This is a genomic window from Catenulispora sp. MAP12-49 (assembly GCF_041262705.1).
In the GTDB taxonomy this organism is placed as follows: Bacteria; Actinomycetota; Actinomycetes; order Streptomycetales; family Catenulisporaceae; genus Catenulispora.
In genome coordinates this window covers 181,449-201,063 of the sequence record NZ_JBGCCP010000010.1, presented here as the reverse complement: position 1 = coordinate 201,063, position 19,615 = coordinate 181,449, and the positions used below count along the sequence as shown (strand labels likewise).

The 19,615-nt window shown below is 71.0% G+C and carries 18 protein-coding genes; 5 read left to right on the top strand and 13 right to left on the bottom strand.

The genetic code is table 11. From position 1 onward, the window contains the following. Positions 1-227 precede the first annotated feature (227 nt). Positions 228-887 (top strand): ATP-binding protein, encoded by a 660-nt coding sequence (locus ABIA35_RS20535; protein ID WP_370358914.1) that lies wholly within the window; start codon positions 228-230, stop codon positions 885-887. Here the strand turns inward: ABIA35_RS20535 and ABIA35_RS20530 are convergent. The 4 genes from ABIA35_RS20530 to ABIA35_RS20515 all read right to left on the bottom strand — a co-directional run bounded on the left by ABIA35_RS20530 (position 884) and on the right by ABIA35_RS20515 (position 6,060). Beyond that, on the bottom strand, positions 884-2,518 hold the full coding sequence (locus ABIA35_RS20530) for a glycoside hydrolase family 13 protein (RefSeq protein WP_370335994.1): 1,635 nt from the start codon (positions 2,516-2,518) through the stop codon (positions 884-886). The two genes, ABIA35_RS20535 and ABIA35_RS20530, sit on opposite strands and share 4 nt — an antisense overlap. A 113-nt stretch (positions 2,519-2,631) precedes the next feature. Continuing rightward, positions 2,632-3,468 carry a carbohydrate ABC transporter permease gene (locus ABIA35_RS20525; protein ID WP_370336489.1) on the bottom strand — a complete coding sequence of 279 codons (837 nt, stop codon included), beginning with the start codon at positions 3,466-3,468 and terminating at the stop codon, positions 2,632-2,634. A 112-nt stretch (positions 3,469-3,580) separates the two neighbouring features. Beyond that, entirely contained in the window at positions 3,581-4,528 is a 948-nt protein-coding gene (locus ABIA35_RS20520) for a carbohydrate ABC transporter permease (RefSeq protein ID WP_370335992.1), read from the bottom strand. Between the two features lie 89 nt (positions 4,529-4,617). Next, on the bottom strand, positions 4,618-6,060 hold the full coding sequence (locus ABIA35_RS20515) for an extracellular solute-binding protein (RefSeq protein WP_370335990.1): 1,443 nt from the start codon (positions 6,058-6,060) through the stop codon (positions 4,618-4,620). Between the two features lie 261 nt (positions 6,061-6,321). Between ABIA35_RS20515 and ABIA35_RS20510 the strand changes: the two genes are divergently transcribed. Continuing rightward, on the top strand, positions 6,322-7,377 hold the full coding sequence (locus ABIA35_RS20510; RefSeq protein WP_370335988.1) for a LacI family DNA-binding transcriptional regulator: 1,056 nt from the start codon (positions 6,322-6,324) through the stop codon (positions 7,375-7,377). 108 nt (positions 7,378-7,485) lie between these two features. On the opposite strand, the gene ABIA35_RS20505 is transcribed toward ABIA35_RS20510, so the two are convergent. Both ABIA35_RS20505 and ABIA35_RS20500 read right to left on the bottom strand, forming a co-directional pair. Beyond that, positions 7,486-7,725, bottom strand: coding sequence for a type II toxin-antitoxin system RelE/ParE family toxin (locus ABIA35_RS20505; RefSeq protein WP_370358913.1), 240 nt, complete (start codon positions 7,723-7,725; stop codon positions 7,486-7,488). Next, positions 7,722-8,015, bottom strand: coding sequence for a type II toxin-antitoxin system Phd/YefM family antitoxin (locus ABIA35_RS20500; RefSeq protein WP_370358912.1), 294 nt, complete (start codon positions 8,013-8,015; stop codon positions 7,722-7,724). Before ABIA35_RS20500 ends, ABIA35_RS20505 begins: the two co-directional genes overlap by 4 nt. A 113-nt stretch (positions 8,016-8,128) precedes the next feature. Between ABIA35_RS20500 and ABIA35_RS20495 the strand changes: the two genes are divergently transcribed. Next, positions 8,129-8,785, top strand: a complete 657-nt coding sequence (locus tag ABIA35_RS20495) for a GntR family transcriptional regulator (protein WP_370358911.1) — start codon at positions 8,129-8,131, stop codon at positions 8,783-8,785. Here ABIA35_RS20495 and ABIA35_RS20490 read toward each other — a convergent pair. Then, on the bottom strand, positions 8,770-9,924 hold the full coding sequence (locus ABIA35_RS20490; protein ID WP_370358910.1) for a CaiB/BaiF CoA transferase family protein: 1,155 nt from the start codon (positions 9,922-9,924) through the stop codon (positions 8,770-8,772). The genes ABIA35_RS20495 and ABIA35_RS20490 overlap by 16 nt on opposite strands. Before the next feature lie 49 nt (positions 9,925-9,973). Between ABIA35_RS20490 and ABIA35_RS20485 the strand changes: the two genes are divergently transcribed. Continuing rightward, positions 9,974-11,149 carry an acyl-CoA dehydrogenase family protein gene (locus tag ABIA35_RS20485; RefSeq protein WP_370335979.1) on the top strand — a complete coding sequence of 392 codons (1,176 nt, stop codon included), beginning with the start codon at positions 9,974-9,976 and terminating at the stop codon, positions 11,147-11,149. A gap of 246 nt (positions 11,150-11,395) precedes the next feature. Then, the gene (locus ABIA35_RS20480; RefSeq protein WP_370358909.1) at positions 11,396-12,538 is read left to right on the top strand and encodes a D-alanyl-D-alanine carboxypeptidase family protein; all 1,143 of its coding nucleotides are present in this window, start codon (positions 11,396-11,398) and stop codon (positions 12,536-12,538) included. 25 nt (positions 12,539-12,563) lie between these two features. On the opposite strand, the gene ABIA35_RS20475 is transcribed toward ABIA35_RS20480, so the two are convergent. From ABIA35_RS20475 to ABIA35_RS20450, 6 genes are all read right to left on the bottom strand, one after another. After that, positions 12,564-13,475 (bottom strand): alpha/beta fold hydrolase, encoded by a 912-nt coding sequence (locus ABIA35_RS20475; protein ID WP_370335975.1) that lies wholly within the window; start codon positions 13,473-13,475, stop codon positions 12,564-12,566. Between the two features lie 76 nt (positions 13,476-13,551). After that, a complete protein-coding gene (gene msrB / locus ABIA35_RS20470) occupies positions 13,552-13,968 on the bottom strand; it encodes a peptide-methionine (R)-S-oxide reductase MsrB (RefSeq protein ID WP_370335973.1) in 417 nt (138 codons plus the stop codon). A 192-nt stretch (positions 13,969-14,160) separates the two neighbouring features. Continuing rightward, positions 14,161-15,654: a polysaccharide biosynthesis protein gene (locus ABIA35_RS20465; protein WP_370358908.1), complete on the bottom strand. Its 1,494-nt coding sequence runs from the start codon at positions 15,652-15,654 to the stop codon at positions 14,161-14,163. Between the two features lie 25 nt (positions 15,655-15,679). Next, a complete protein-coding gene (locus ABIA35_RS20460; protein WP_370335970.1) occupies positions 15,680-16,402 on the bottom strand; it encodes a response regulator in 723 nt (240 codons plus the stop codon). A 126-nt stretch (positions 16,403-16,528) separates the two neighbouring features. Next, on the bottom strand, positions 16,529-17,275 hold the full coding sequence (locus ABIA35_RS20455; RefSeq protein ID WP_370335968.1) for a LuxR C-terminal-related transcriptional regulator: 747 nt from the start codon (positions 17,273-17,275) through the stop codon (positions 16,529-16,531). Next, positions 17,275-19,557: a sensor histidine kinase gene (locus tag ABIA35_RS20450; RefSeq protein WP_370358907.1), complete on the bottom strand. Its 2,283-nt coding sequence runs from the start codon at positions 19,555-19,557 to the stop codon at positions 17,275-17,277. Before ABIA35_RS20450 ends, ABIA35_RS20455 begins: the two co-directional genes overlap by 1 nt. Positions 19,558-19,615 lie beyond the last annotated feature (58 nt).

Genomic DNA, 19,615 nt, shown 5'->3' with positions numbered 1-19,615 from the left:
CCCCCTGCGGTTCGCTTTTGCGATGCGAGCCATTGTGCCCGACCCGGCCTCGGCGATTTCGAGGATTCCCCTGCGGCGGCCCGGCGAGCGGTGGGATATTTCATTGTGGGGTGCGCGCTGGGGGAGACGAATCGCGCAGACATCGACGATGTGAGGCCCTCATGCAGCAATTACGCCACCCCGCTCCGGCGGTGTGCCGAACCGGCCAGCAAGGCGCCGGCAGCGGGGTGGCAGTACCGCAGAACACTGCCTTGTACTGGTCGTTCCCGGGCTCGGCCCTGGACGTGAGCCTGTCCCGGCGCTGGCTGGCCGCCGCCGTCGAGCAGGCCTGGGGCGCCGGCGAGGACGCCGATCGCGTGGTGCTGGCCTACAGCGAGGTCGCGACCAACGCCGTGGTGCACGGCGTGGGGCCGGTGACGGTGTGCGCGCGGATCCGCGCCGGCGCGGTGACCTGCGAGGTCGCCGACTGCTCGGTCCGCGAGCCGCGGTACCGGCACGCCGACTGCGAGGACGTGTGCGGACGCGGAATGGACCTGGTCGAGATGACCGTGGACCGGTTCCGCGTGGACGTCGGCGAGGCCGGCAAGACCGTCTCGTTCGAGGTCGGACGTCAGAACGCCGAACGGCCCGGGTCCGGCAGAAGTCCGCTGGCGCGGTCCGGCGCGGGTCCGGTCGGACCGCGGTCCGGTTGGCCGGGGGCATCAGAACCCGGACACTCGCCGGCATCAGGACCGGCATCAGGACCGGCATCAGAACCGGCATCAGAACCCGAAAGGCAGACACCAGAGCCCGGCTCCGGATCGGCATCCGGAACCGGGCTCGCGCACAGCTCCGCCGGCGGTCCCGCGGGAGGGTCCGCCGGCGGCGAGGACGGGGGGACGGCCTAGCGGGCGATCCAGACGGCGGTGTCGGCCGGGATCCGGCCGTCCTCCGTCAAAGGCCCGCTGGCCAGCAGCACTCGGCCCGCGACCGGCTGGTCCGACGGTCGCGGGCCGAAGTTGACCGCGCACACGAAGCCGGGGCCGCGCTCGAAGGCGAGCACGCCGTCGGCCGCCTCCAGCCAGGCGAACGGTCCGTCGCCCAGGCCCTCGGTCTCCCGGCGCAGCCGCAGAGCCGTGCTGTAGAGCGTCAGCATCGAGGTCGGATCGGCCAGCTGCCCCTCGGCCGTGTAGTCCTTCCAGGACTCCGGCTGCGGCAGCCAGGGCTCGGCCTTGGAACCCTCCGGGCTGAAGCCGAACGGCGCCTGGCTCCCGGACCACGGCAGCGGCACCCGGCAGCCGTCCCGGCCCGGGTCGGCCGGGTTGCGGCCCTTGCGCTCCCACATCGGGTCCTGGCGCAGGTCGTCGGGGATGTCCTCGACCTCCCACAGCCCCAGTTCCTCGCCCTGGTAGATGTACACCGAGCCGGGCAGCGCCTGGGTCAGCAGCGCCGAGGCGCGGGCCCGCCGCGTCCCCAGCTCCAGGTCCACCGGCCGGCCCAGCTGCCGGGCGTAGATCGCGAACGAGGTGTCCTCGCGGCCGTAGCGGGTCACCACGCGGTCCACGTCGTGGTTGGACAGCACCCAGGTCGGCGGGGCGCCGACCGGGGTGTGCAGGCTCAGCGTCTCGTCGATGACCTCGCGGAGCTTGTCCGCCTCCCAGGCGCAGCCCAGGTAGGGGAAGTTGAAGACGGTGTGCATCTCGTCCGGGCCGAGGTAGCGGGCCAGCCGCGCGGCGTCCGGCAGCCAGATCTCGCCGATCAGGACCCTGTCGCCCTGGTAGGAGTCCGAGACCTCGCGCCAGGAGCGGTAGATGGCGTGCACGTCCTCGCGGTCGACGAACGCCGAGTCGTCCTCGCCGATCTGGTCCGGCAGCGCCGGGTCCTTGACCAGCAGCGCTGCCGAGTCTATGCGGAAGCCGTCGGCTCCCCGGTCGAACCAGAACCGCAGCACGTCCTGGAACTCCGCCGGCACATCGGGGTGCTGCCAGTTGAAGTCCGGCTGCGCCGGGTCGAACAGGTGCAGGTACCACTCGCCGGGCTCGCCGTCCGGCTCGACGACCTGGGTCCAGGTCTGGCCGCCGAACATGCCCTGCCAGTTGGTCGGCGGCAGTTCGCCGTCCTGGCCCCGGCCGGGCCGGAACCAGAAGCGCTCGCGCTCCGGCGAGCCCGGACCGGCCTTGAGCGCGGCCTGGAACCAGGGGTTCGCCGAGGAGGTGTGGTTCGGCACGATGTCCACGACCACGCGGATGCCCAGTTCGTGCGCCTCGGCGATGAGCGCCTCGGCGTCGTCCACGGTCCCGAACAGCGGGTCGATCACCCGGTAGTCGGTGACGTCGTAGCCGCCGTCGGCCTGCGGGGACAGGTACCAGGGGTTGAACCACACCGCGTCCACGCCGAGCTCGGCCAGGTACGGCAGCCGGGCGCGGACGCCGGCCAGGTCGCCCATGCCGTCGCCGGACCCGTCGGCGAAGCTGCGCGGGTAGATCTGGTAGATGGCGGCCGAGCGCCACCAAGGCGCTTGGGAAGTATGCGCGGACACCGGGAACCTGCTCTCTGTACTCGAAGCAGAAGCGACGGCGGGACAGCCGACGGTGAAAGGGACAGGGGGAGCCGTCGGACGGCGGTCGGCCGTCCGACGGGATCAGGGCCCTGTCAGCCCTTGACGGCGCCGGCCGTCAGGCCGGACATGATGTTCCGTTGGAAGAACAGGAACAGCACGATGGTCGGGAGCGAGGCCAGGAACAGCCCGCCGATCAGTGCGTTGTCCGGCATGGAGGTGGCCGCCGTGTTGACGCCGACGTTCAGCGTCTCGTGCGCCGGCACGGTGATCAGCGGCCACAGGAAGTCCTTCCAGACCGCGACCACCGCGAAGATCGAGACCACCCCGAGGATCGGCCGGGACATCGGCAGCACGATGCGCCACAGCGTGCGCAGCGGGCCCGCGCCGTCCACCGAGGCCGCGTCCAGCAGGTCGTTCGGGATGGAGTCGAAGAACCGCTTGAGCAGGAACACGTTGAAGGCGTTGGCCACGGTCGGCAGCCAGATCACCCACGGTGTGTTCTGCAGATTCCAGTGCACGAAGGGCAGGTCCAGCACCGTCAGGTACTGCGGGATGACCAGCGCCGCGGCCGGGATCATCATCGAGGCCAGCATCAGCCCCAGGATCCAGTTGCCGAAGATCGGCCGGAGCTTGGACAGCGAGTACGCGGCGGCCACGCAGAAGATGAGCTGGAACGCCAGCGCCCCGCCGGCGTACACGATCGTGTTCCACAGCAGCTGCGCCATCCCCAGCCGGTTCCAGGCCAGGTTGAAGGCGTGGGTCGAGGGGTGCGAGGGCAGCAGGACCGGGGGGTTGCGGACCAGTTCCTGGGAGGTCTTGAACCCGCCGGTGGCCATCCAGAACAGCGGTCCGATGAACACCACGGTGGCCAGTACCAGGGCCACGGTCAGCGCGGTCCAGTACAGGCGCTTGCCTCGCACCGTGTTCATCTGGGTGCGCGATATCAGGGTCCGGTGATAGGTCTCCGGGGCCTTGATCCGCTGGGCGTGGAAACGATTCCGGGTATCCAGGGCCCGGATGAATCTCGCCTGGGGCATGTTCTCAGTCCTCGCTTCCGCGTCGTTCCAGCACGATGTAGATCGCGGAGAAGCACGCCAGCACCAGCAGCATGATCACGCCGAGCGCGGCAGCGGTGTTGAACTTGTTGTAACTGAACGCGTAGTTGTAGAGCAGGTAGACGACGGTGGTGGTGGATCCCTCCGGTCCACCGCCGGTCAGTACGAAGGCCTCGGTGAACATCTGCATCGTCGCGACGACCTGCAGCATCGCCATCAGCGACAGGATCAGCCGGGTTTGCGGGATGGTGACGTGCCGGATCCGCTGCAAGACGTTGCATCCGTCCAGTTCGGCCGCTTCGTACAGGTCGCCCGGAATCCCTTGCAGCGCCGCCAGGTACACCAGCGTCGCGGTGCCCATGTTGCTCCAGGTCGAGACCACCACGATGGACGGCATCGAGGAGGACTTGGACGCCAGCCACTGGGACCGGGGCAGATGCAGGAAGTGCAGTGCCTGGTTGAACAGGCCGAACCCGGGGTCCATGAAGTACTTGAACAGCAGGATCCCGGCCACCGGCGGCAGCATCACCGGCAGGTAGACCAGGATCCGCAGGTAGCCCTGCGCGTGGCGGAACTCGTTGACGATGATGGCCGCGCAGAACGGTGCGGCGAAGCCGAACACCAGGGCCAGGGCCGTGAACTCCGCCGTGTTGCGCCAGGCCTGCCAGAACTCGGGGTCGGCGGTGATCTGGCGGTAGTTGCCCAGGCCCACCCACGTCGTCTGGCCGCGGTGCACGCGCTGGAAGGACATGATGATCTCGCGGACCATCGGATACCAGGTGAACAGCGCGAAGCAGACCAGTGCGCCGAACAGGAAGGCGTGCGCTCGCAGGTTGCGTCCGGCGGAGCGGCGAAGCGCCTTCCAGGACGACGATCTGCCGGCGCTGCGTTCGGTGCCGTCGTGCAGCCGCTCAGTGGCCAAGGCGTAGGCCATCGTTCGACTCCGTTTCCGTGGGTCGGGCCGCGTGGGGCGGCCGGTCCGCGTCCCTCAACATGGACCGGCCGCCTGCCGCGGACGCGGCGTTACTGGTTGGCCAGAATCTGGTTGACCTGCGACTCGGCTGTGCTCAGGAGCTTGGCTGGATCAGCGTTCGCATCCGTCATCGCCGCCGACATCGCGGTGTCCAGGACCTTGTAGAGCTGCTGCGCCGCCGGGGGTTCCAGGACGGGCGCGATCGGGTTGTTGACGAAGTCGGCGTACTGGTCGATCGGCAGGGTCGCCGAGGTCTTCAGGTCCGACTGCACCTGCTGCATCTGCGGCGAGGTCGGGTTCCAGAAGAACTTCTGCGGGATGCCGATCGCCACCGGCTTGTCGGAGGTGGCCAGCGCCTTGCTGCGGGCGAAGTCGAACTGGCCCTTGCCCGGGGTCAGGTACTCGAAGTCGATCCAGGCGATCTCGGCCTTGATCTGGTTCGGGGTCAGACCCTTCTTGAAGTAGTACAGGTCGCCGCCGGCCAGGGTGCCGGTCGCCGGCCCGGTGGAGCCGGGGATCGGGCCCATGCCGTACAGCTTCGGGTCCGCGCCCAGGACCTCGACCAGGTGCTGGATCACGTCCGGAGCGCCCAGGAACATGCCGACCTTGCTGGTGGCCATGGGCGGGAAGGCGTCAGCCCACTGCGTCACCGGCGTCCCGCCGATGCCGCCGTCCTTGAAGCGCATGTCGTGCAGGCGCTGCAGGACCTGCTTGCCCTGGTCGCTGTTGAAGGCGGCCTTGGTGCCGTCGGAGTTGACCATCTGGCCGCCGAGGCTGTCCAGCTCGCCGGCGAAGTGCCAGCCGCCGGTGTTGCCGCCGCTGTAGTCCTCATAGCCGGTCACGCCGCCGCCGAGCTGGGAGATCTTGGCGGCGTCCGCCTCGACCTCGTCCCACGTGGTCGGCGGCTTGTTCGGGTCCAGACCGGCCTTGGTGAACAGGTCGCGGTTGTAGATCAGACCCTCGGTGTAGTAGTTGATCGGCAGCGAGTAGGTCTTGCCGCTGTCCTGCAGGTTCTGCTTGACGCCCGGCAGCAGCTGCGACCAGCCCGGCACGGTCTGGTCGTTGACGTAGGCGCTGATGTCCGTCGTGTCGCCGGAGTCCAGGACCTGGTTCTTGTCCGTGAAGTAGGCGTGGAAGGCCTCGGTCTCGTTCTTGGCCTTCAGGCTCGCCGTGAACTGCGCCGGGTCCTCGACCTGGCCCACGTACGGCTTGGCGTTCACCGTGACGTTCGGGTAGAGGATCTTGAACGCCTGCAGGTCGTCGGCGTACGAGGCCTTGTTGGCCGCCTGGTCCGCGCCCGGCGCGCCGTCGATGGTGATGGTCACCGTGGCGTTGGGGTCCAGCGGCTTGCCGTCGGCGACACCGTCGGCGGAGTTGGTGGAACCGGTGGAGCCCTTGCTGGAGCTGTGGCTGGACGAGCAGGCGGCGCCCGCCATGGCTATACCGGCCGCCGTGACGAGCGCGACCATCATGCGTGATGCGTTGTGTTTCATGCGTGTTTCACCCCTTCGTTCGGTGGATCGGGGAGGTGCCTTGCCGCAGTCATCGGCGTGCCGAGAAGGTACAGCCGTAAACAGTCGACTGCAAGAGTCTGATGAAAAATCGAAAGAACACGACTAGGTTACGGATGATCCACTCAGGTGTCTGACGCCAGGTAGCGGGGTCACCGCCTGCTTGCGGACCGCTCGAAATTTCTTGCGCCAGTTGGCGAGAACCCATCGCGTTCTTACCGGCTTCCGTTCTACTCTTGCGATATGACGAGCAGACTCGCCGAGGTGGCGCAGAAGGTGGGGGTCAGCGAGGCCACCGTCAGCCGGGTACTCAACGGCCGGCCGGGGGTGTCGGAGAGCACGCGGACGGCGGTTCTGACCGCGTTGGACGTCCTGGGCTACGAACGCCCCACGCAGTTGCGCGGTGAGCGCGTACGCCTGATCGGTCTGGTGCTGCCCGAACTGCAGAACCCGATCTTCCCGGCGGTGGCCGAGGTGGTCGGCGGGGCCCTGGCCCAGCGCGGCTTCACGCCGGTGCTGTGCACCCGCACCGCCGGCGGCCTGTCGGAGTCGGACTACGTGACGATGCTGTTGGACCAGCACGTCTCGGGCGTGGTCTTCGCCGGCGGCCACTTCGCCGAGGACGAAGCCCCGCACGAGCACTACCACCTGCTGCGCGAACGCGGCATCCCGGTGGTGCTGTTCAACGCGGCGGTGGAGCACCTGGAACTGCCGCAGGTGTCGACGGACGACGCGGTCGCGGTGGAACAGGCCTACGCGCACCTGGCCTCGCTGGGGCACGAACGCATCGGCCTGGTCCTGGGCCCGGAGGACCACGTGCCCTCCCAACGCAAGCTCGCGGAGTACCGCGCGCAATGCGAGAAGTACGGACGCACGGTCGAGGAGAACCTGATCGAGCACGCGATGTTCGCCCTCGAAGGCGGCCAGGCCGCGGCCTCGCGCCTGCTGCGCGTCGGCGCGACCGGCATCATCTGCGCGAGCGACCCGCTGGCCCTGGGCGCCATCCGCGCGGTCCGCCGCGCCGGCCTGCGGGTACCGCGCGACGTCTCGGTGATCGGCTACGACGACTCGGCGTTCATGAACTGCACCGACCCGCCGCTGACCACGGTCCGCCAGCCGATCGAGGCCCTGGGCCGCGCCGCGGTGACCCTGCTGGTGAACCAGATCGAGGGCGCGCGCGTGGCGGCCGAGGAGCTGCTGTTCGAGCCGGAACTGGTGGTGCGCGGGTCCACGGGGTCCGCGGTCGGGCGCGGGGCCGGGGTCGACGCGGAGGAGTTGGCGGAGGGCGGGGAGGGGTAGGACGCCGGTCGGCTGATCGGTGGCACTGGTTGGCAAGTACTGGTCGACAGCCCGTGGAGCGGGGTCGGCGCACGTAAGAGATGAAGCGCTTGACCCCGGTCGGCGCTCCTAGGCGACCGTCCCGATTTTCCACACCGTGATGGTCGTCGTGCCGTCTTCGTTCGGCTCGGCGGAGATCTCGTAGGTGACGCGCAGCCAACCCGCGTGCAGGCGCCCGACGTTGCCGTGCCGGGGCTCGGGATTGCCTGCGAGCTCGCGCAGCGAGGTGTAGACGGATCGGCGGTCATCGGAGCCCAGGACTGCCAAGGCGCGATTGGCGACGTCGGCAAGGACGGTGCGAAACGTCATGCGTCGTCGGCTCTGTCGGTGGCGACGGCGTCGAACTCCTCGAACGACATCGCCGTGATGTCGCCGACCACCACCATCGGCTTGCCGGCGGAGGCCTCCTTGGCCTCGGCGATCTCGCGGACGAGTTCGGCGGCTTCCAGGCGGGCGAACTCCTCGGCGGCCTCGGGGGAGATGAGGACGGCCGTGGGCCGGCCGTGGTCGGTGATCACGATTCGTTCGTGGCCGTGTCGGGTGCGAGCGGCCAGTTCGCGCAGCTGTCCACGGGCCTCGGTCATCCCTATCGTCATCATGCTCATAGTGTACGCAGTCAGCAAAGTGCGCACTTTTGCATTTGCGGGGGTCGAACGCCACCCCGTGCTACCGTTTTGGATCCAGTTCAGGGCGTGAGCGGCGGGAGGCGACGGTGACCGAGGTGGGGTCGCGACCGCCGACCGCGCAGCAGTTCGTGCTGGCCGAGGTGCGCCGGGCCATCACCACTGGCGAGCTGAAGCCGGGGTCCGCCATCCGGCAGGAGGCGCTGGCCGAGCGTCTTGAGGTGAGCCGCGTTCCGTTGCGGGAGGCCCTGAAGACGCTGGAGGGCGAGGGCCTCGTCACCTATCGCGCGCACCGGGGGTATCGGGTCGTCGAGCTGTCGATGGCCGATCTGCGCGAGGTGTACCGGCTGCGGGAGATCCTGGAGGCCGAGGCGGTGCGGGCGGCGGTGCCGCTGCTCGACGAGGCGGTCTTCGAGCGGCTGGAGGCTGCGCAGGCCGAGGTGGAGAAGGCTGCCGATGAAGGCGCCGTCGCGATGATGGCCGGGGCCAATCGGCGGTTCCATTTCACGCTCTTCGAGGCCGCGGGGATGCCGCGGTTGATGCGCATCATCGGCACGCTCTGGGACAGCACCGACGCCTACCGCTCCCTCTACTACGCCGGCGACGACAATCGGCGGCACGTCGTCGCCGAACACCGGGCCGCGTTGGCGGCCTTGCGCGCCGGTGACGCCGAGGGCGCTGTGCGGTGGTTCGACCGGCACAGGGCCGCGGCGGTCGAGACGCTGGCGCTTCAGATCGAGGGCTGACTCAGCCACTCGCGGATGGCCGTGCCGTCGGCGTCCAGCGCGGGCGGCGGGGTCCGATAGTCGGCGGGCGTCGCGCTGAAGCGCACCGGATGCGCGGTCTGCCGCGCGCCGCCGACATCCACCGCCGCGTCCAGTCCCAAGTGCTCGGCCAGCGCGAAGGCGCCGGCCACATCATTGATCGGCCCGCACGGCACCCCGGCCTCGGTCAGCGAGGCGAACCACTCCTCGGCCGGCCGTGTGCCCAGCCGCCGGTTCAGCTCCTCGGCCAGGGCGTCGCGGTGCGCGACCCGCGAAGTGTTCGTGCCGAAGCGCGGATCGGCGGCCAGGTCCGGCGCGTCGAGCGCTGTGCACAGGCTGTGGAACTGCCGGTCGTTCCCCGCGGCGATCACCAGCGGCCGGTCGGCGGCGTCGAAGACTTCGTACGGCGCGATGCTCGGGTGCCGGTTGCCCATCGCGCGCGGCACCACGCCGGCTCCGAGGTACGCCGAGGCGTGGTTCACCATTCCCGACAGCAGCGATGTCAGCAGCGATACCGACACCCGCTGTCCCTCGCCGGTGGCGTCGCGGTGGCGCAGCGCCGCCAGGATCCCGAACGCCGCGTGCAGTCCGGTGATCACGTCCACCAGCGCCACCCCCGCCTTCGCCGGGCGGTCCGGCTCGCCGGTGACGCTCATCAGGCCGCCGACCGCCTGGGCCAGCAGGTCGTAGCCCGGGAGTTCCGCGCCCGCGCCATCGCCGAACCCGGTGATCGAGCAGTAGATGACTCCCGGGTCGTGCTCCCGCATCTGCTCGTATCCGAGCCCGAGGCGCTCCATGGTTCCGGGCAGGAAGTTCTCCACCACCACGTCCGCGCGCCGTATTAGCTCCTTGGCCAGCTCCGCGTCCTTCGGTGCCCGGAGGTCCAGCGCCACCGAGCGCTTGTTGCGGTTCACGGCCTGGAAGTACGTCGCCGTCCCGTCCGCGGCGAACGGCGGGCCCCACGCGCGGGTGTCGTCGCCGCTGCCGGGGCGCTCCACCTTCACCACGTCCGCGCCGAGGTCGGCCAGGAGCATGGTCGCGTAGGGGCCGGCCAGGACGCGGCTGAAGTCCGCGACCAGGACGCCGTGCAGCGGGAGAGCCTTGGGAGTCAGGGGAGCCATGGCGGCCACCATACTGGATCCAAAATCCATTCTGTGGTGGAGTAGGGCCATGCCCTCCAAGCCTGTGTCCCCCCTCGATCTGTTCGCGATCGACGGCCTGCTCAGTGACGAGGAACGCGCCATGCGCGACCTGGTCCGCTCCTACGGCGCCCGCGAGCTGCGCCCGCACGTCGCCGACTGGTTCGAGGCCGGGGAGCTGCCGGCCCGCGACATCGCCCGGGGCCTGGGCGGACTCGGCGTCCTGGGCATGCACCTGCACGGCTACGGCTGCGCCGGAACCAGCGCCCTGACCTACGGCCTGGCCTGCATGGAGCTGGAGGCGGTCGATTCCGGGCTGCGCTCGCTGGTCTCCGTGCAGGGCTCGCTGGCCATGTTCGCGATCTGGCGGTACGGCTCCGAGGAGCAGAAGCAGGCCTGGCTGCCGCGCATGGCCGCCGGCGAGGCGATCGGCTGCTTCGGGCTGACCGAGCCCGACTTCGGGTCCAACCCGGCCGGGATGCGGACCACCGCCAAGCGCGAGGGCGAGGGCTGGGTGCTCAACGGCACCAAGATGTGGATCACCAACGGCTCGGTGGCCGACGTCGCGGTCGTCTGGGCCGGGACCGAGGACGGGATCCGGGGCTTCGTCGTGCCCGCCGACACCCCCGGGTTCAGCGCGCCGGAGATCAAGAAGAAGCTCTCGCTGCGCGCCAGCGTCACCAGCGAGCTGGTGCTGCAGGACGTGCGGCTGCCGGCCGACGCGGTCCTGCCGGAGGCCGCCGGGCTGTCCGGGCCGCTCGGGTGCCTGGACGAGGCGCGCTTCGGCATCGTGTTCGGCGCCCTCGGGGCCGCGCGCGACTGTCTGGAGGCGGCGATCGCCTACGCCATGGACCGCGAGGTCTTCGACCGGCCGCTGGCCGGCTTCCAGCTGACCCAGCAGAAGCTCGCCGACATGGCGCTGGAGCTCGGCAAGGGCATGCTGCTGGCGCTGCACCTGGGCCGGCTCAAGGACGCCGGGAAGCTGGACCCGCGGCAGGTGAGCCTGGGCAAACTCAACAACGTGCGCGAGGCGCTGGCCATCGCCCGGGAGTGCCGCACCATCCTGGCCGCCAACGGGATCACGCTGGAGTACCCGGTGCTCAGGCACGCGAACAACCTGGAGTCGGTCCTCACCTACGAGGGCACGAGCGAGATCCACAGCCTGGTCATCGGGCGTGCGCTGACCGGGGTCTCGGCCTTCGTGTAGCGACGCAGTGCCCGATGATGCTCCGTTCGCGCACTCCGGCCGCATAGTCTGGGCTCCGTGCGGAGCAGCGAGTCACCGATGGCTGGAGCGGGGGACGGCGTCGGCGGACGGCGTCACGCGTCCGGCGGGTCCGGGGTTTGGCGGGGCCGGTCGGCTGGATACTCCGCAGGCATGCGAGGGTCATTGGTTCGTCGGACCATCACGGTCGCCGCGGCGTGCACGGCGCTGATCTGTGTCGGTACAGGTGTGGCTACAAGCGCGGGTGCGGCTGCGGCGCCCACGCCGACGCCCCCGGCGCCCAGCTCCACGCCGCTCGGGCCGACGGTCGCCAGCCCCGGGACCCCGCCGATCCCGCCGGACGTCCAGGCCGGCTCGTTCGTCATCGCCGACGAGGCCACCGGCGCGATCCTGGCCGAGCGAGCCCCGCACGACCGCCTGCGCCCGGCCTCCACGCTCAAGGTCCTGACCGCGCTGGCCCTGATGCCCCGGCTGGACCCCTCGGCCGTCCACCTCTCGGTACCCGGCGACATCGCCGCCCTGGCCACCGCCGAGCCCGGCGGCAGCGCGGTCGGCATCAAGCCCGGGCTGTCCTACCGGGTCTCCGACCTGTGGAACGCGGTGTTCCTGCGCTCGGGCAACGACGCGATCGCCACGCTGGCGGCCATGGCCGGCGGCGAGCCGGCGACGGTGGACCTCATGCGCCAGACCGCGCAGCGGCTGCACGCGAACGACACCGTCGTGGTCAACGACGACGGCTACGACGCCGACGGCCAGGTCTCCACCTCCTACGACCTGGCCCTGATGGCGCGCGCGGGCTTGCAGGACCCGGGTTTCCGCGCGTACTGCTCGCTGGCGAAGGCCAAGTTCCCCTCGGTGAACGGCACCACCTTCGAGATCGACAGCGAGAACCGGCTCCTGGGCAAGTACCCCGGCATGCTCGGGGTGAAGAACGGCTACACCTCGCTGGCCCACCACACCTTCGTCGGCGCCGCCGAGCGCAACGGCCGCATGCTCATCGTCTCGGTGTTCGACGCCGGCACCGACATCTACCAGCAGACGGCCAAGCTGCTCGACTGGGGCTTCGCGGTGCCGGCCACGGCGGCCGGCGTGGACCAGCTGGCGGCGCCGGACCCGCTGCTGAAGTCGGCGGTGCCGAACGAGACGCTGCCGCCACCGGACGCGCTGCACTCGAAGAAGCAGTCGCTGTCGGACGACGACGGCACCCTGACCACGCCGCCTCCGGCAGCCGTCACGGCGCCGCACAAGGAGGCCGGGTCCACCTTCCTGGGGGACGCCTTCGAGACGCTGCTCTACGTCCTGGGCTTCCTGGTGCTCGCGGTCGGGGGGTTGCGGGCCCGGGTGCTGTGGAAGCAGCGCAAGGAGCGCTGACGGCGGCTCACTGCAGTGCGTCGGCTTACCGCACCGCGTCGGCTCGCCCCAACTCGTCGAGGAAGTCGCCGATCAGCGGCGCCATCTCGGGAAGCTTCTCCTCCAGGGCGAAGTGGCCGGTCCGGAAGACGTGCAGCCGCGCGTCCGGCAGGTCCCGCAGATACGCTTTCGCGCCCTCGACGGTGAAGAACGCATCGCCGTCGCCCCACAGGATCAGCGCCGGCGGACGGTGCTCGGCCAGCCAGCGCTGCCAGCGCGGGTAGCGCTCGACGTTGCCGTGGTAGTCCAGGGCGAGCGCGATCTGCGCGGCGTCCCGGCCCGGCAGGTCGAGGTAGTGCTGGTCCAGGGTCCAGCCGTCGGGGGCGATCAGCTCGACGTCCGAGGTGCCGCCCTCGTACTGGGAGCGGGTCACCTCCTCGGTGAGGATGGCGCGGACGCGGTCCTCGGCGCCCGGGACGCCCGGCTTCTCGGCGGTCAGGCTCCTGGCGATCTCGGACAGGCCCTCGGCGTAGGCGTTGGCGTTCTGCACGATCAGCCCCGCGATCCACTCCGGGTGGCGCTCCGCGAGCCGGAAGGCGACCGGGCCGCCGAAGTCGAAGGCGTACACGGCCAGGCGGCGGCCGCCGGCGGTGAGCCCGAGGGCCTCGACGAAGGCCTCGACGACATCGGTGAGGGACTCGAAGGAGTGGACGAAGTCCTCCGGCACGGTCGTGCGGCCGAAACCGGGGTAGTCCGGGGCGACCAGGCGGTGCTCGCCGCCGAGGGCGTCCATCAGGCGCCGGTACTGCGCCGAGGAGCTGGGGAAGCCGTGCAGGAGCAGGACGGCCGGCGCGGCAAGGGCTTCGGCGCGTTCGGGGACGGTCTCCCGGTAGAAGACGTTCACGCCGGAGACGGTCACGGCGCGGTGGCGGATCGCGGGCAGGACAAGAGCGCTCATGCCGATGATTCTAATGGATAGTGTGGCGTCTATGCGTTAGAAGCCTCTCCGCACGAGAAGGCGGGCGCGCGTCCCCTCAGGAAGCCGTACTGGACATCGACTCCTTCAGCATCAGCCCGATCGAGTTCACGCAGTAGCGCCAGCCGCCGAACTCCTCCGGTGCGTCGTTGAACAGGTAGCCGAGGTGCGAACCGCAGGTGGCACACCGGATCTCGGTGCGCAGCATGCCCTGCGAACGGTCCTCGTGCTGCTCGATGAGGTCGTCGGTGAGGGGGCCGGAGAAGGCGGCCCACCCGCACTCGGCGTTGAACTTGGACTGGGAGCCGAACAGGGCGGTGTCGCAGCCCCGGCACATGTAGTTGCCCGGATCGTCACTCTCGACGTAGGCGCCGGACCACGGGTTCTCGGTTCCGAACTCGCGCAGGGTCTTGTAGGCGGCGGGTCCCAGATGCTGCCGCCACTCTGCCTCGGTGCGCTCGACCTTGTACGCCATGTAGTCGAGCCTACTCATGTGACGCGCGGGCGCCAGCGTTTTGGAGAGGCGTTACTCAGCGAGGAGCGTGTACCGGGGCGGAGCCCGGGCAGCGGCGGTCAGTGCTCTCATCTGGGCGAATGCGTGTACGAATCCGTATCCGCCCGAGGCGTTGTGGATATGCAGTAGGGGGAATCAGGCGTCGGATGCTGATCAGGTTGTTGATTTAGCCAGACTCAGCAGCATCTGACGCACCTTCGGGTCCCGGTTCTTGGCGGCGGCCTTGTAGATCTTGTCCAGGCGTTCCGGCAGGCGCGCGTCCTCGGCGGAGTCCGCGTGGTCGGGCGTCGTGAAGATCTGCGGGTGCGCGGTGGGGATGGTTCTGCCCTGTTCGAGGGCTTTGCTGCTTTGGCGCTGCCCGACGTAGCGGATCGGCACCTCGGGGAGTCGGTACTGCCGGGTGAAACGCGAGACCACCTCGGTGACGCGCATCGGCTCGGGGAGGCCGAGGGTGTAGATCTCGCCGCCGGTGGCCATCCGGGCTGCTTCCAGCGTCAGGGCCACGGCCTCCTCGACGGTCGCGAAGCAGCGGGCTGCTTCCGGGTGGGTGACGGCCACCGGGCCGCCGGCGCGGATCTCGTGGGCCAGGACGGTCAGGAGGGAGTCGCGGGCGTCCAGGACGTCGCCGATGCGGACGGTGGCGAACACGGTTTCCGCGCGGTGCTTCTTGCCGGACTTGCCGGTCTTGCTGGTCTTGCCTGCCGTGGTGGTCCCGCTGGTCCCGCCGGTCCTGTCGATCTTCTGGGCGGCGCCGAGCACGACGGCTTCCGCGGCGCGGTGGGAGGCGCCGAGCATCGAGGCCGGGTCGGCGTCGGTGGAGAGGCGGACGAAGCGCTCGGTGCCGTGTCGGGCCGCCGCGCGGACGAGGTTGTCGGTGCTGAGGACGTTGGCCGTCACGCCCTGGCTCGGTCGGCGTTCCAGGATGGCGGGGTGCCTGAGCCCGGCGGCGTGGAACACCACCTCGGGCCGCAGGTCGCGGAACGTCCGGTCGGCCTCGTCGCGGTCGAGGAGGTCGGTGGCCGGTTCCTCGCCCCATACGTCCGCGAGCAGGCTTCGCGACGGCTTCTCGCCGCCGAGGAGGAACAGCCTGTCCGGGTTGAAGGCGTGCAGTTGCCGGCAGAGCTCCGCGCCGAGCGCGCCGCCGGCGCCGGTGACCAGGACGCGCTTGCCGGTGACGATCTCCTTGACCTCGGGCGAGACGACGTACGGCTCCGGGCCGTCGATCAGGGCCCTGACGTCCAGGGGCAGCAGGTCGGAGGCGGTCGCTTCGCGCGCCAGGGCGGCGGCGTACCAGGGCAGGTGGCGGACGACGGCGCCCGCGGCGATCACCGTGCTGGTCAGTTCGCGGACGCGCTGGGTCGGCAGGCCGGGGATCGCGAGCACGACGGCGTCGGCTGCGTGCTCGTCCAGCAGACGCGGCAGGTCGGCCAGGGTGCCGAGGCGGGGTGGTACCGGGCGGTCGGTACCTTCGGCGTCACGGGTACCTTTGGCATCGTCGAGGAAGCCGATCGGGTGGAGTCCGTGGCTTTCGTCGTCGCGCAGATCCCGGGCCAGGGCCCGGCCGGCCCGTCCGGCGCCGATGATCAGCGTGTGCAGCAGGGCGGGCCGTTCGGGCCCATCCCACAGCGCATCGGGCTTTCCGGTCATCGTTCCTCGTCGGTTCCTCCGCCGGTCAGCGGGGGTCTTCCCCGATTCCGGCACGTCGGGCCACCGCCACGGCGGCCAGCGTGGAGTGTACGCCGAGCTTGCCCAGGACGTTCTGCATGTGGGTGCGGACCGTGTTGGGGGACAGGAACAGGTGCTGGGCGATGGAGGCCCGGGTCATGCCGGACACCATGCACTGCAGCACCTCGCGCTCGCGCGGGGTGAGGGCGCCGACCAGGGTCTCGTGCTCGTTGCGCTCCTGTTCGGCGGCCATCAGGTCGCTCAGGACGTAGGTGAGCAGGCGCGGCGGGATGTGGGTCTCGTCGCGCAGGACGCCGCGGACGACCTGGAGCAGGTGCTCCACCGAGCCGTCCTTGGCGACCCAGGCGTTCACACCGCCCCGGACCGCCTCGGCGACCCGGCGCTCCTCCTCGCCGGCGGTGACCATGACGATGCGGACGTCGGCATGGCTCGCGCGGATCTCGGCGGCGAAGCGGATGCCGTCGCGGCCGTCGAGATCGACGTCGAGCAGGACCACGTCCGGGCGGCGCTCGTCGATCAGGCGGCGGGCGCCGTCGATGGTGGTGGTCGCCGCCACACCGAAGCCGGGTTCGGCGCGCAGGCGCGAGGCCAGGGCCTCGGCGAAGGTGCGGTGGTCGTCGACGACGAGGATCCGGACCTCCCCGAGGCCCGTCACGTCAAGGCGCTCCTCGAGGCGGTCCTCGAGTCCGATCGTGGAGGCGTCAAGCATGCTCCCCATCCTCGCAAGCCGCGGGGCTTCCGCCCACCACCATGTAGTGGAGCCGCCGGTACTCCAAATGACGTAGACGCATGTCTAGACGCGGGCCCCGCCGGTTCACCGGGGCGTCGCCGGCGGTTACTGCGAGGCGCCCAGCCGGTCCACCGCGCCGACCCGGGCGACGATCGCCGAGGCCTCGACCCGGGAGTGCGCACCCAGCTTGACCAGCACGTTCTGCACGTGGGTGCGGGCCGTGGACTGCGCGATGTCCATGGCCCGGGCGATCTGCTTGGTGGACTCGCCCTCGACGATCCGCCGCAGCACCTCGCGCTCGCGCGGCGTCAGGTAGCGCAGCGTCCGCTCGGCCTGGTCGACGTCCGGCGCCTTCAGATGCCGCACCGCCGCCCGCAGCAGCTCCGGATCCACCGCCACCTCGCCGGCCGCGACCCGCTCCAGGATCTGCACGATCCCGTCGATCCGCTGGTCCTTGCGCGTGAAACCGGAAACCCCCAGATCCAGCGCGGCGCTGACGATCGCCGGATCATCGGTCGCCGAGACCATCAGCACCTTGGTCCGCGGATGCCGCTCCAGCACCGCCCGCGCCAGCTCCAGCCCGGCCGTCACCATCCGACTCCCCGGCCGCGACACCGGGAACGCCTGCTCCCCGGCCGTGGCCAGCGGCGACGCGGCGGCCCGCGCCGAGACGGTCATCGGGAAGTGCACGTCGAGCATGAGGATGTCCGGATCCAGGGACGCCACAGCGGCCAACCCCTGCGCCGGCGTCGAGGTCACGGCCTCGACCTGGTAGCCCTTCGCGGCCAGCGAGGCGGCCAGGGACTCGGTGAGCAGGGTGTGGTCGTCGCAGAGCACGATCCTGGTGGGCATCAGAAAGCGCCTCCTGGGAGCAGGGAGAGCTGGACCGAGGCGACCGGCTGCAGCGCCGAGGCGGGAATGCGCGGCGGATGGGTCAGGGTCGCCTGGGAGGGGAGCTGGATCGAGGCGAGGGCGGTGTCGTCCTGACCGGTGGGGATGATGTGGAGGGGCTGGGTGTCGCCGGGGTCGAAGGTGGGTTCGGTGGGGGTGGTGGCGGGGGTGGCTTCGGTGGGCTGGGCGGCTTCCGGTGCGGCGAAGGCGGTAGGCGCGGCGGCAGGGGCCTGAGTGGCTGGCGCGGCGGGCGGCTCGGCGGCCGAGGGGTGGCCGGTGGGCGGCACCGTGGCGGCGGGCTGCGCCGAGGGCGCTACCGGACCGGCGAAGGCAGGCGCGGCGGCGGGTGGCTCGGCGGCCTGCGCCGAGGGCGTGACCGGTGCGGCGAAGGCGGCAGGCACGGCGGCAGGAGCCTGAGCGGCTGGCGCGGCGCCAGGCAAGGCGACCGAGGGCCGGGCGGCGGGCTGCGCCGGACCGGCCAGCGGGGACGCGGGCAGGTTGGCCGCCGGTGACAGCGCGGGAAAGGCCGGTGCGGCAGCAGGCGGCTGAGCGGGAGCAGCGGGCAGCTGGGCGGCAGGGCCCTGCGCCGCCGACCGGCCCTGGTGCGCGGCGGCGGCGATCTCGCCGGGGGCCTGAGGTGTGTGCGCGGCGTTCTGGTGTGCGGCGAACACGCTGGCGGGGACCGGGTGTGCGGCGATGTCCGCGGATCCGCCGTAGAGGCGGTTCTGGGGCGCCGGGTCGTCCTTCAGCGGCAGGCCGAAGTAGGTGCGGTTGTCGGCCGGCGGTGCGATGGCCGGCGAGGGAGTTGCCGGGGGGAGCGTTGCGGGCGGTGGCGTTGCGGGGGCGACCGCGACCGCCTCCTGCTGCTCCGTCGCCCGGGCCGCGAACGGGTTCCCCGGCCCCGCGGGCCCGCCGATCGCCAGCTGCTCCTGCGTGCTCGGGATCGCCATCGGCTCCGGCCAGGCGCTGAGCTTGGTCAGGAACGCGTGGCCGCCGGTCAGCGAGGGAGCGGCGGGCGCCGGGGTCTCGACAACCTCCGCGAACTCCTCCGCGAACTCCTCCTCGTCGTCGGCCTCGTCCTCGTCCTCGAAACCGCCTTCGAAACCGCCTTCGAAGCCGTCCTCGAAGTCGTCGTCGTCCTCGTCGAAGAGATCGTCGTCGAACAGCCCGCCCTCGAACTCCGCCAGCGCCGGGTGCCGGCCGGGGCCGCCCGCCGCGAGTTCCGCGGCCAGCTGCGACAGGGAGATCTCGCCGTGGAAGGTCTTCGTCAGCTCGTCGTCGGCGCTCAGGGGGCGGATCGGGGTGACCGGGAGGACCAGGCGGACCAGGGCGCCGCCCAGGGGGCCCTCGGCCAGTTCCACCGAGCCGCCGGCCGCCTCTATGGTGCGGCGGACCACGGCCAGGCCGAGGCCGTGGCCGCTGGGGATGTTGCCGAAGCCGGGGCCGCTGTCGTCGACCTCGATCACCGCGCGTTCGCCCTCGGCGGTCTCGAAGCGGCGGACGGTCACCTGGACGCGGCCGGTGTCGCCGGCGGCGCGGGTGCCGTTGGACAGGACGTTGCCCAGGGCCCGCTTGAACAGGACCGGGTCGACCGTCACGTGCAGCGGGTCCTCGGCGGCGGCCAGGTCCAGGGCGCCGTCGAAGGTGGCCCGCCAGCGCTCCACGGACTCCGCCGCCAGGCCCGCGACGTTGCACGGGACCGGTGCGCCGAGGCCGTCGACGCCCTGCTTGGCGTCGTCGAGGAACTGGCGGACCGTGGCGGATATCTCCTCGGTCTGGGACATGATCTCCCCCAGCACGTCCCGGACCCGCTCGGGGACGTCCGGCCGCAGTTCGGCCGCCGAGGCCAGCATCAGGATCGCGGCGACCGGCTGGCGCAGGTCGTGGCAGACCTCGCGGACCCGGTCCAGGGGGATCGCGGTGCCGCCGTCGGCGTACAGCACGGCGTCGCGGCGGTGCGAGCCGTGGTAGCGCTCCAGCTCCGCCCCGGTGGCGCCGGCGGTGCCGGCGACTTCGATGGTTCCGGCGGCCCCGGCAGTCCCGGTGGTCGCGAGCTCCGCGCCGCGCCCGGCGGCCGCCTCGCGCGCCGCCTTGTCCGCCGCCTCCTGGGCCCGCAGTTCGCGCAGGTCCAGCAGGACGGTCTCGTCCGTGCCGCGGATGTACGGGTCCTTCGGCGCGGATCCGCCCCCGGACGGTTCCCCCATGTCCGCCCCCGGTGTGGCGGTGTCCGTGGTCGTGCTCATGATCGTCCCCCACCGCAGCGGTTCCGGGTCCGGTCGCGCGCGCGGCAAAGCGGACACG

Bases quoted from the DNA above. Each gene is read 5' to 3' on its own strand.
- ABIA35_RS20525 (WP_370336489.1), bottom strand. From the start codon at position 3,468: ATGAACACGGTGCGAGGCAAGCGCCTGTACTGGACCGCGCTGACCGTG.
- ABIA35_RS20520 (WP_370335992.1), bottom strand. From the start codon at position 4,528: ATGGCCTACGCCTTGGCCACTGAGCGGCTGCACGACGGCACCGAACGC.
- ABIA35_RS20515 (WP_370335990.1), bottom strand. From the start codon at position 6,060: ATGAAACACAACGCATCACGCATGATGGTCGCGCTCGTCACGGCGGCC.
- ABIA35_RS20510 (WP_370335988.1), top strand. From the start codon at position 6,322: ATGACGAGCAGACTCGCCGAGGTGGCGCAGAAGGTGGGGGTCAGCGAG.
- ABIA35_RS20505 (WP_370358913.1), bottom strand. From the start codon at position 7,725: ATGACGTTTCGCACCGTCCTTGCCGACGTCGCCAATCGCGCCTTGGCA.
- ABIA35_RS20500 (WP_370358912.1), bottom strand. From the start codon at position 8,015: ATGATGACGATAGGGATGACCGAGGCCCGTGGACAGCTGCGCGAACTG.
- ABIA35_RS20490 (WP_370358910.1), bottom strand. From the start codon at position 9,924: ATGGCTCCCCTGACTCCCAAGGCTCTCCCGCTGCACGGCGTCCTGGTC.
- ABIA35_RS20485 (WP_370335979.1), top strand. From the start codon at position 9,974: ATGCCCTCCAAGCCTGTGTCCCCCCTCGATCTGTTCGCGATCGACGGC.
- ABIA35_RS20475 (WP_370335975.1), bottom strand. From the start codon at position 13,475: ATGAGCGCTCTTGTCCTGCCCGCGATCCGCCACCGCGCCGTGACCGTC.
- msrB (WP_370335973.1), bottom strand. From the start codon at position 13,968: ATGGCGTACAAGGTCGAGCGCACCGAGGCAGAGTGGCGGCAGCATCTG.
- ABIA35_RS20465 (WP_370358908.1), bottom strand. From the start codon at position 15,654: ATGACCGGAAAGCCCGATGCGCTGTGGGATGGGCCCGAACGGCCCGCC.
- ABIA35_RS20460 (WP_370335970.1), bottom strand. From the start codon at position 16,402: ATGCTTGACGCCTCCACGATCGGACTCGAGGACCGCCTCGAGGAGCGC.
- ABIA35_RS20455 (WP_370335968.1), bottom strand. From the start codon at position 17,275: ATGCCCACCAGGATCGTGCTCTGCGACGACCACACCCTGCTCACCGAG.
- ABIA35_RS20450 (WP_370358907.1), bottom strand. From the start codon at position 19,557: ATGAGCACGACCACGGACACCGCCACACCGGGGGCGGACATGGGGGAA.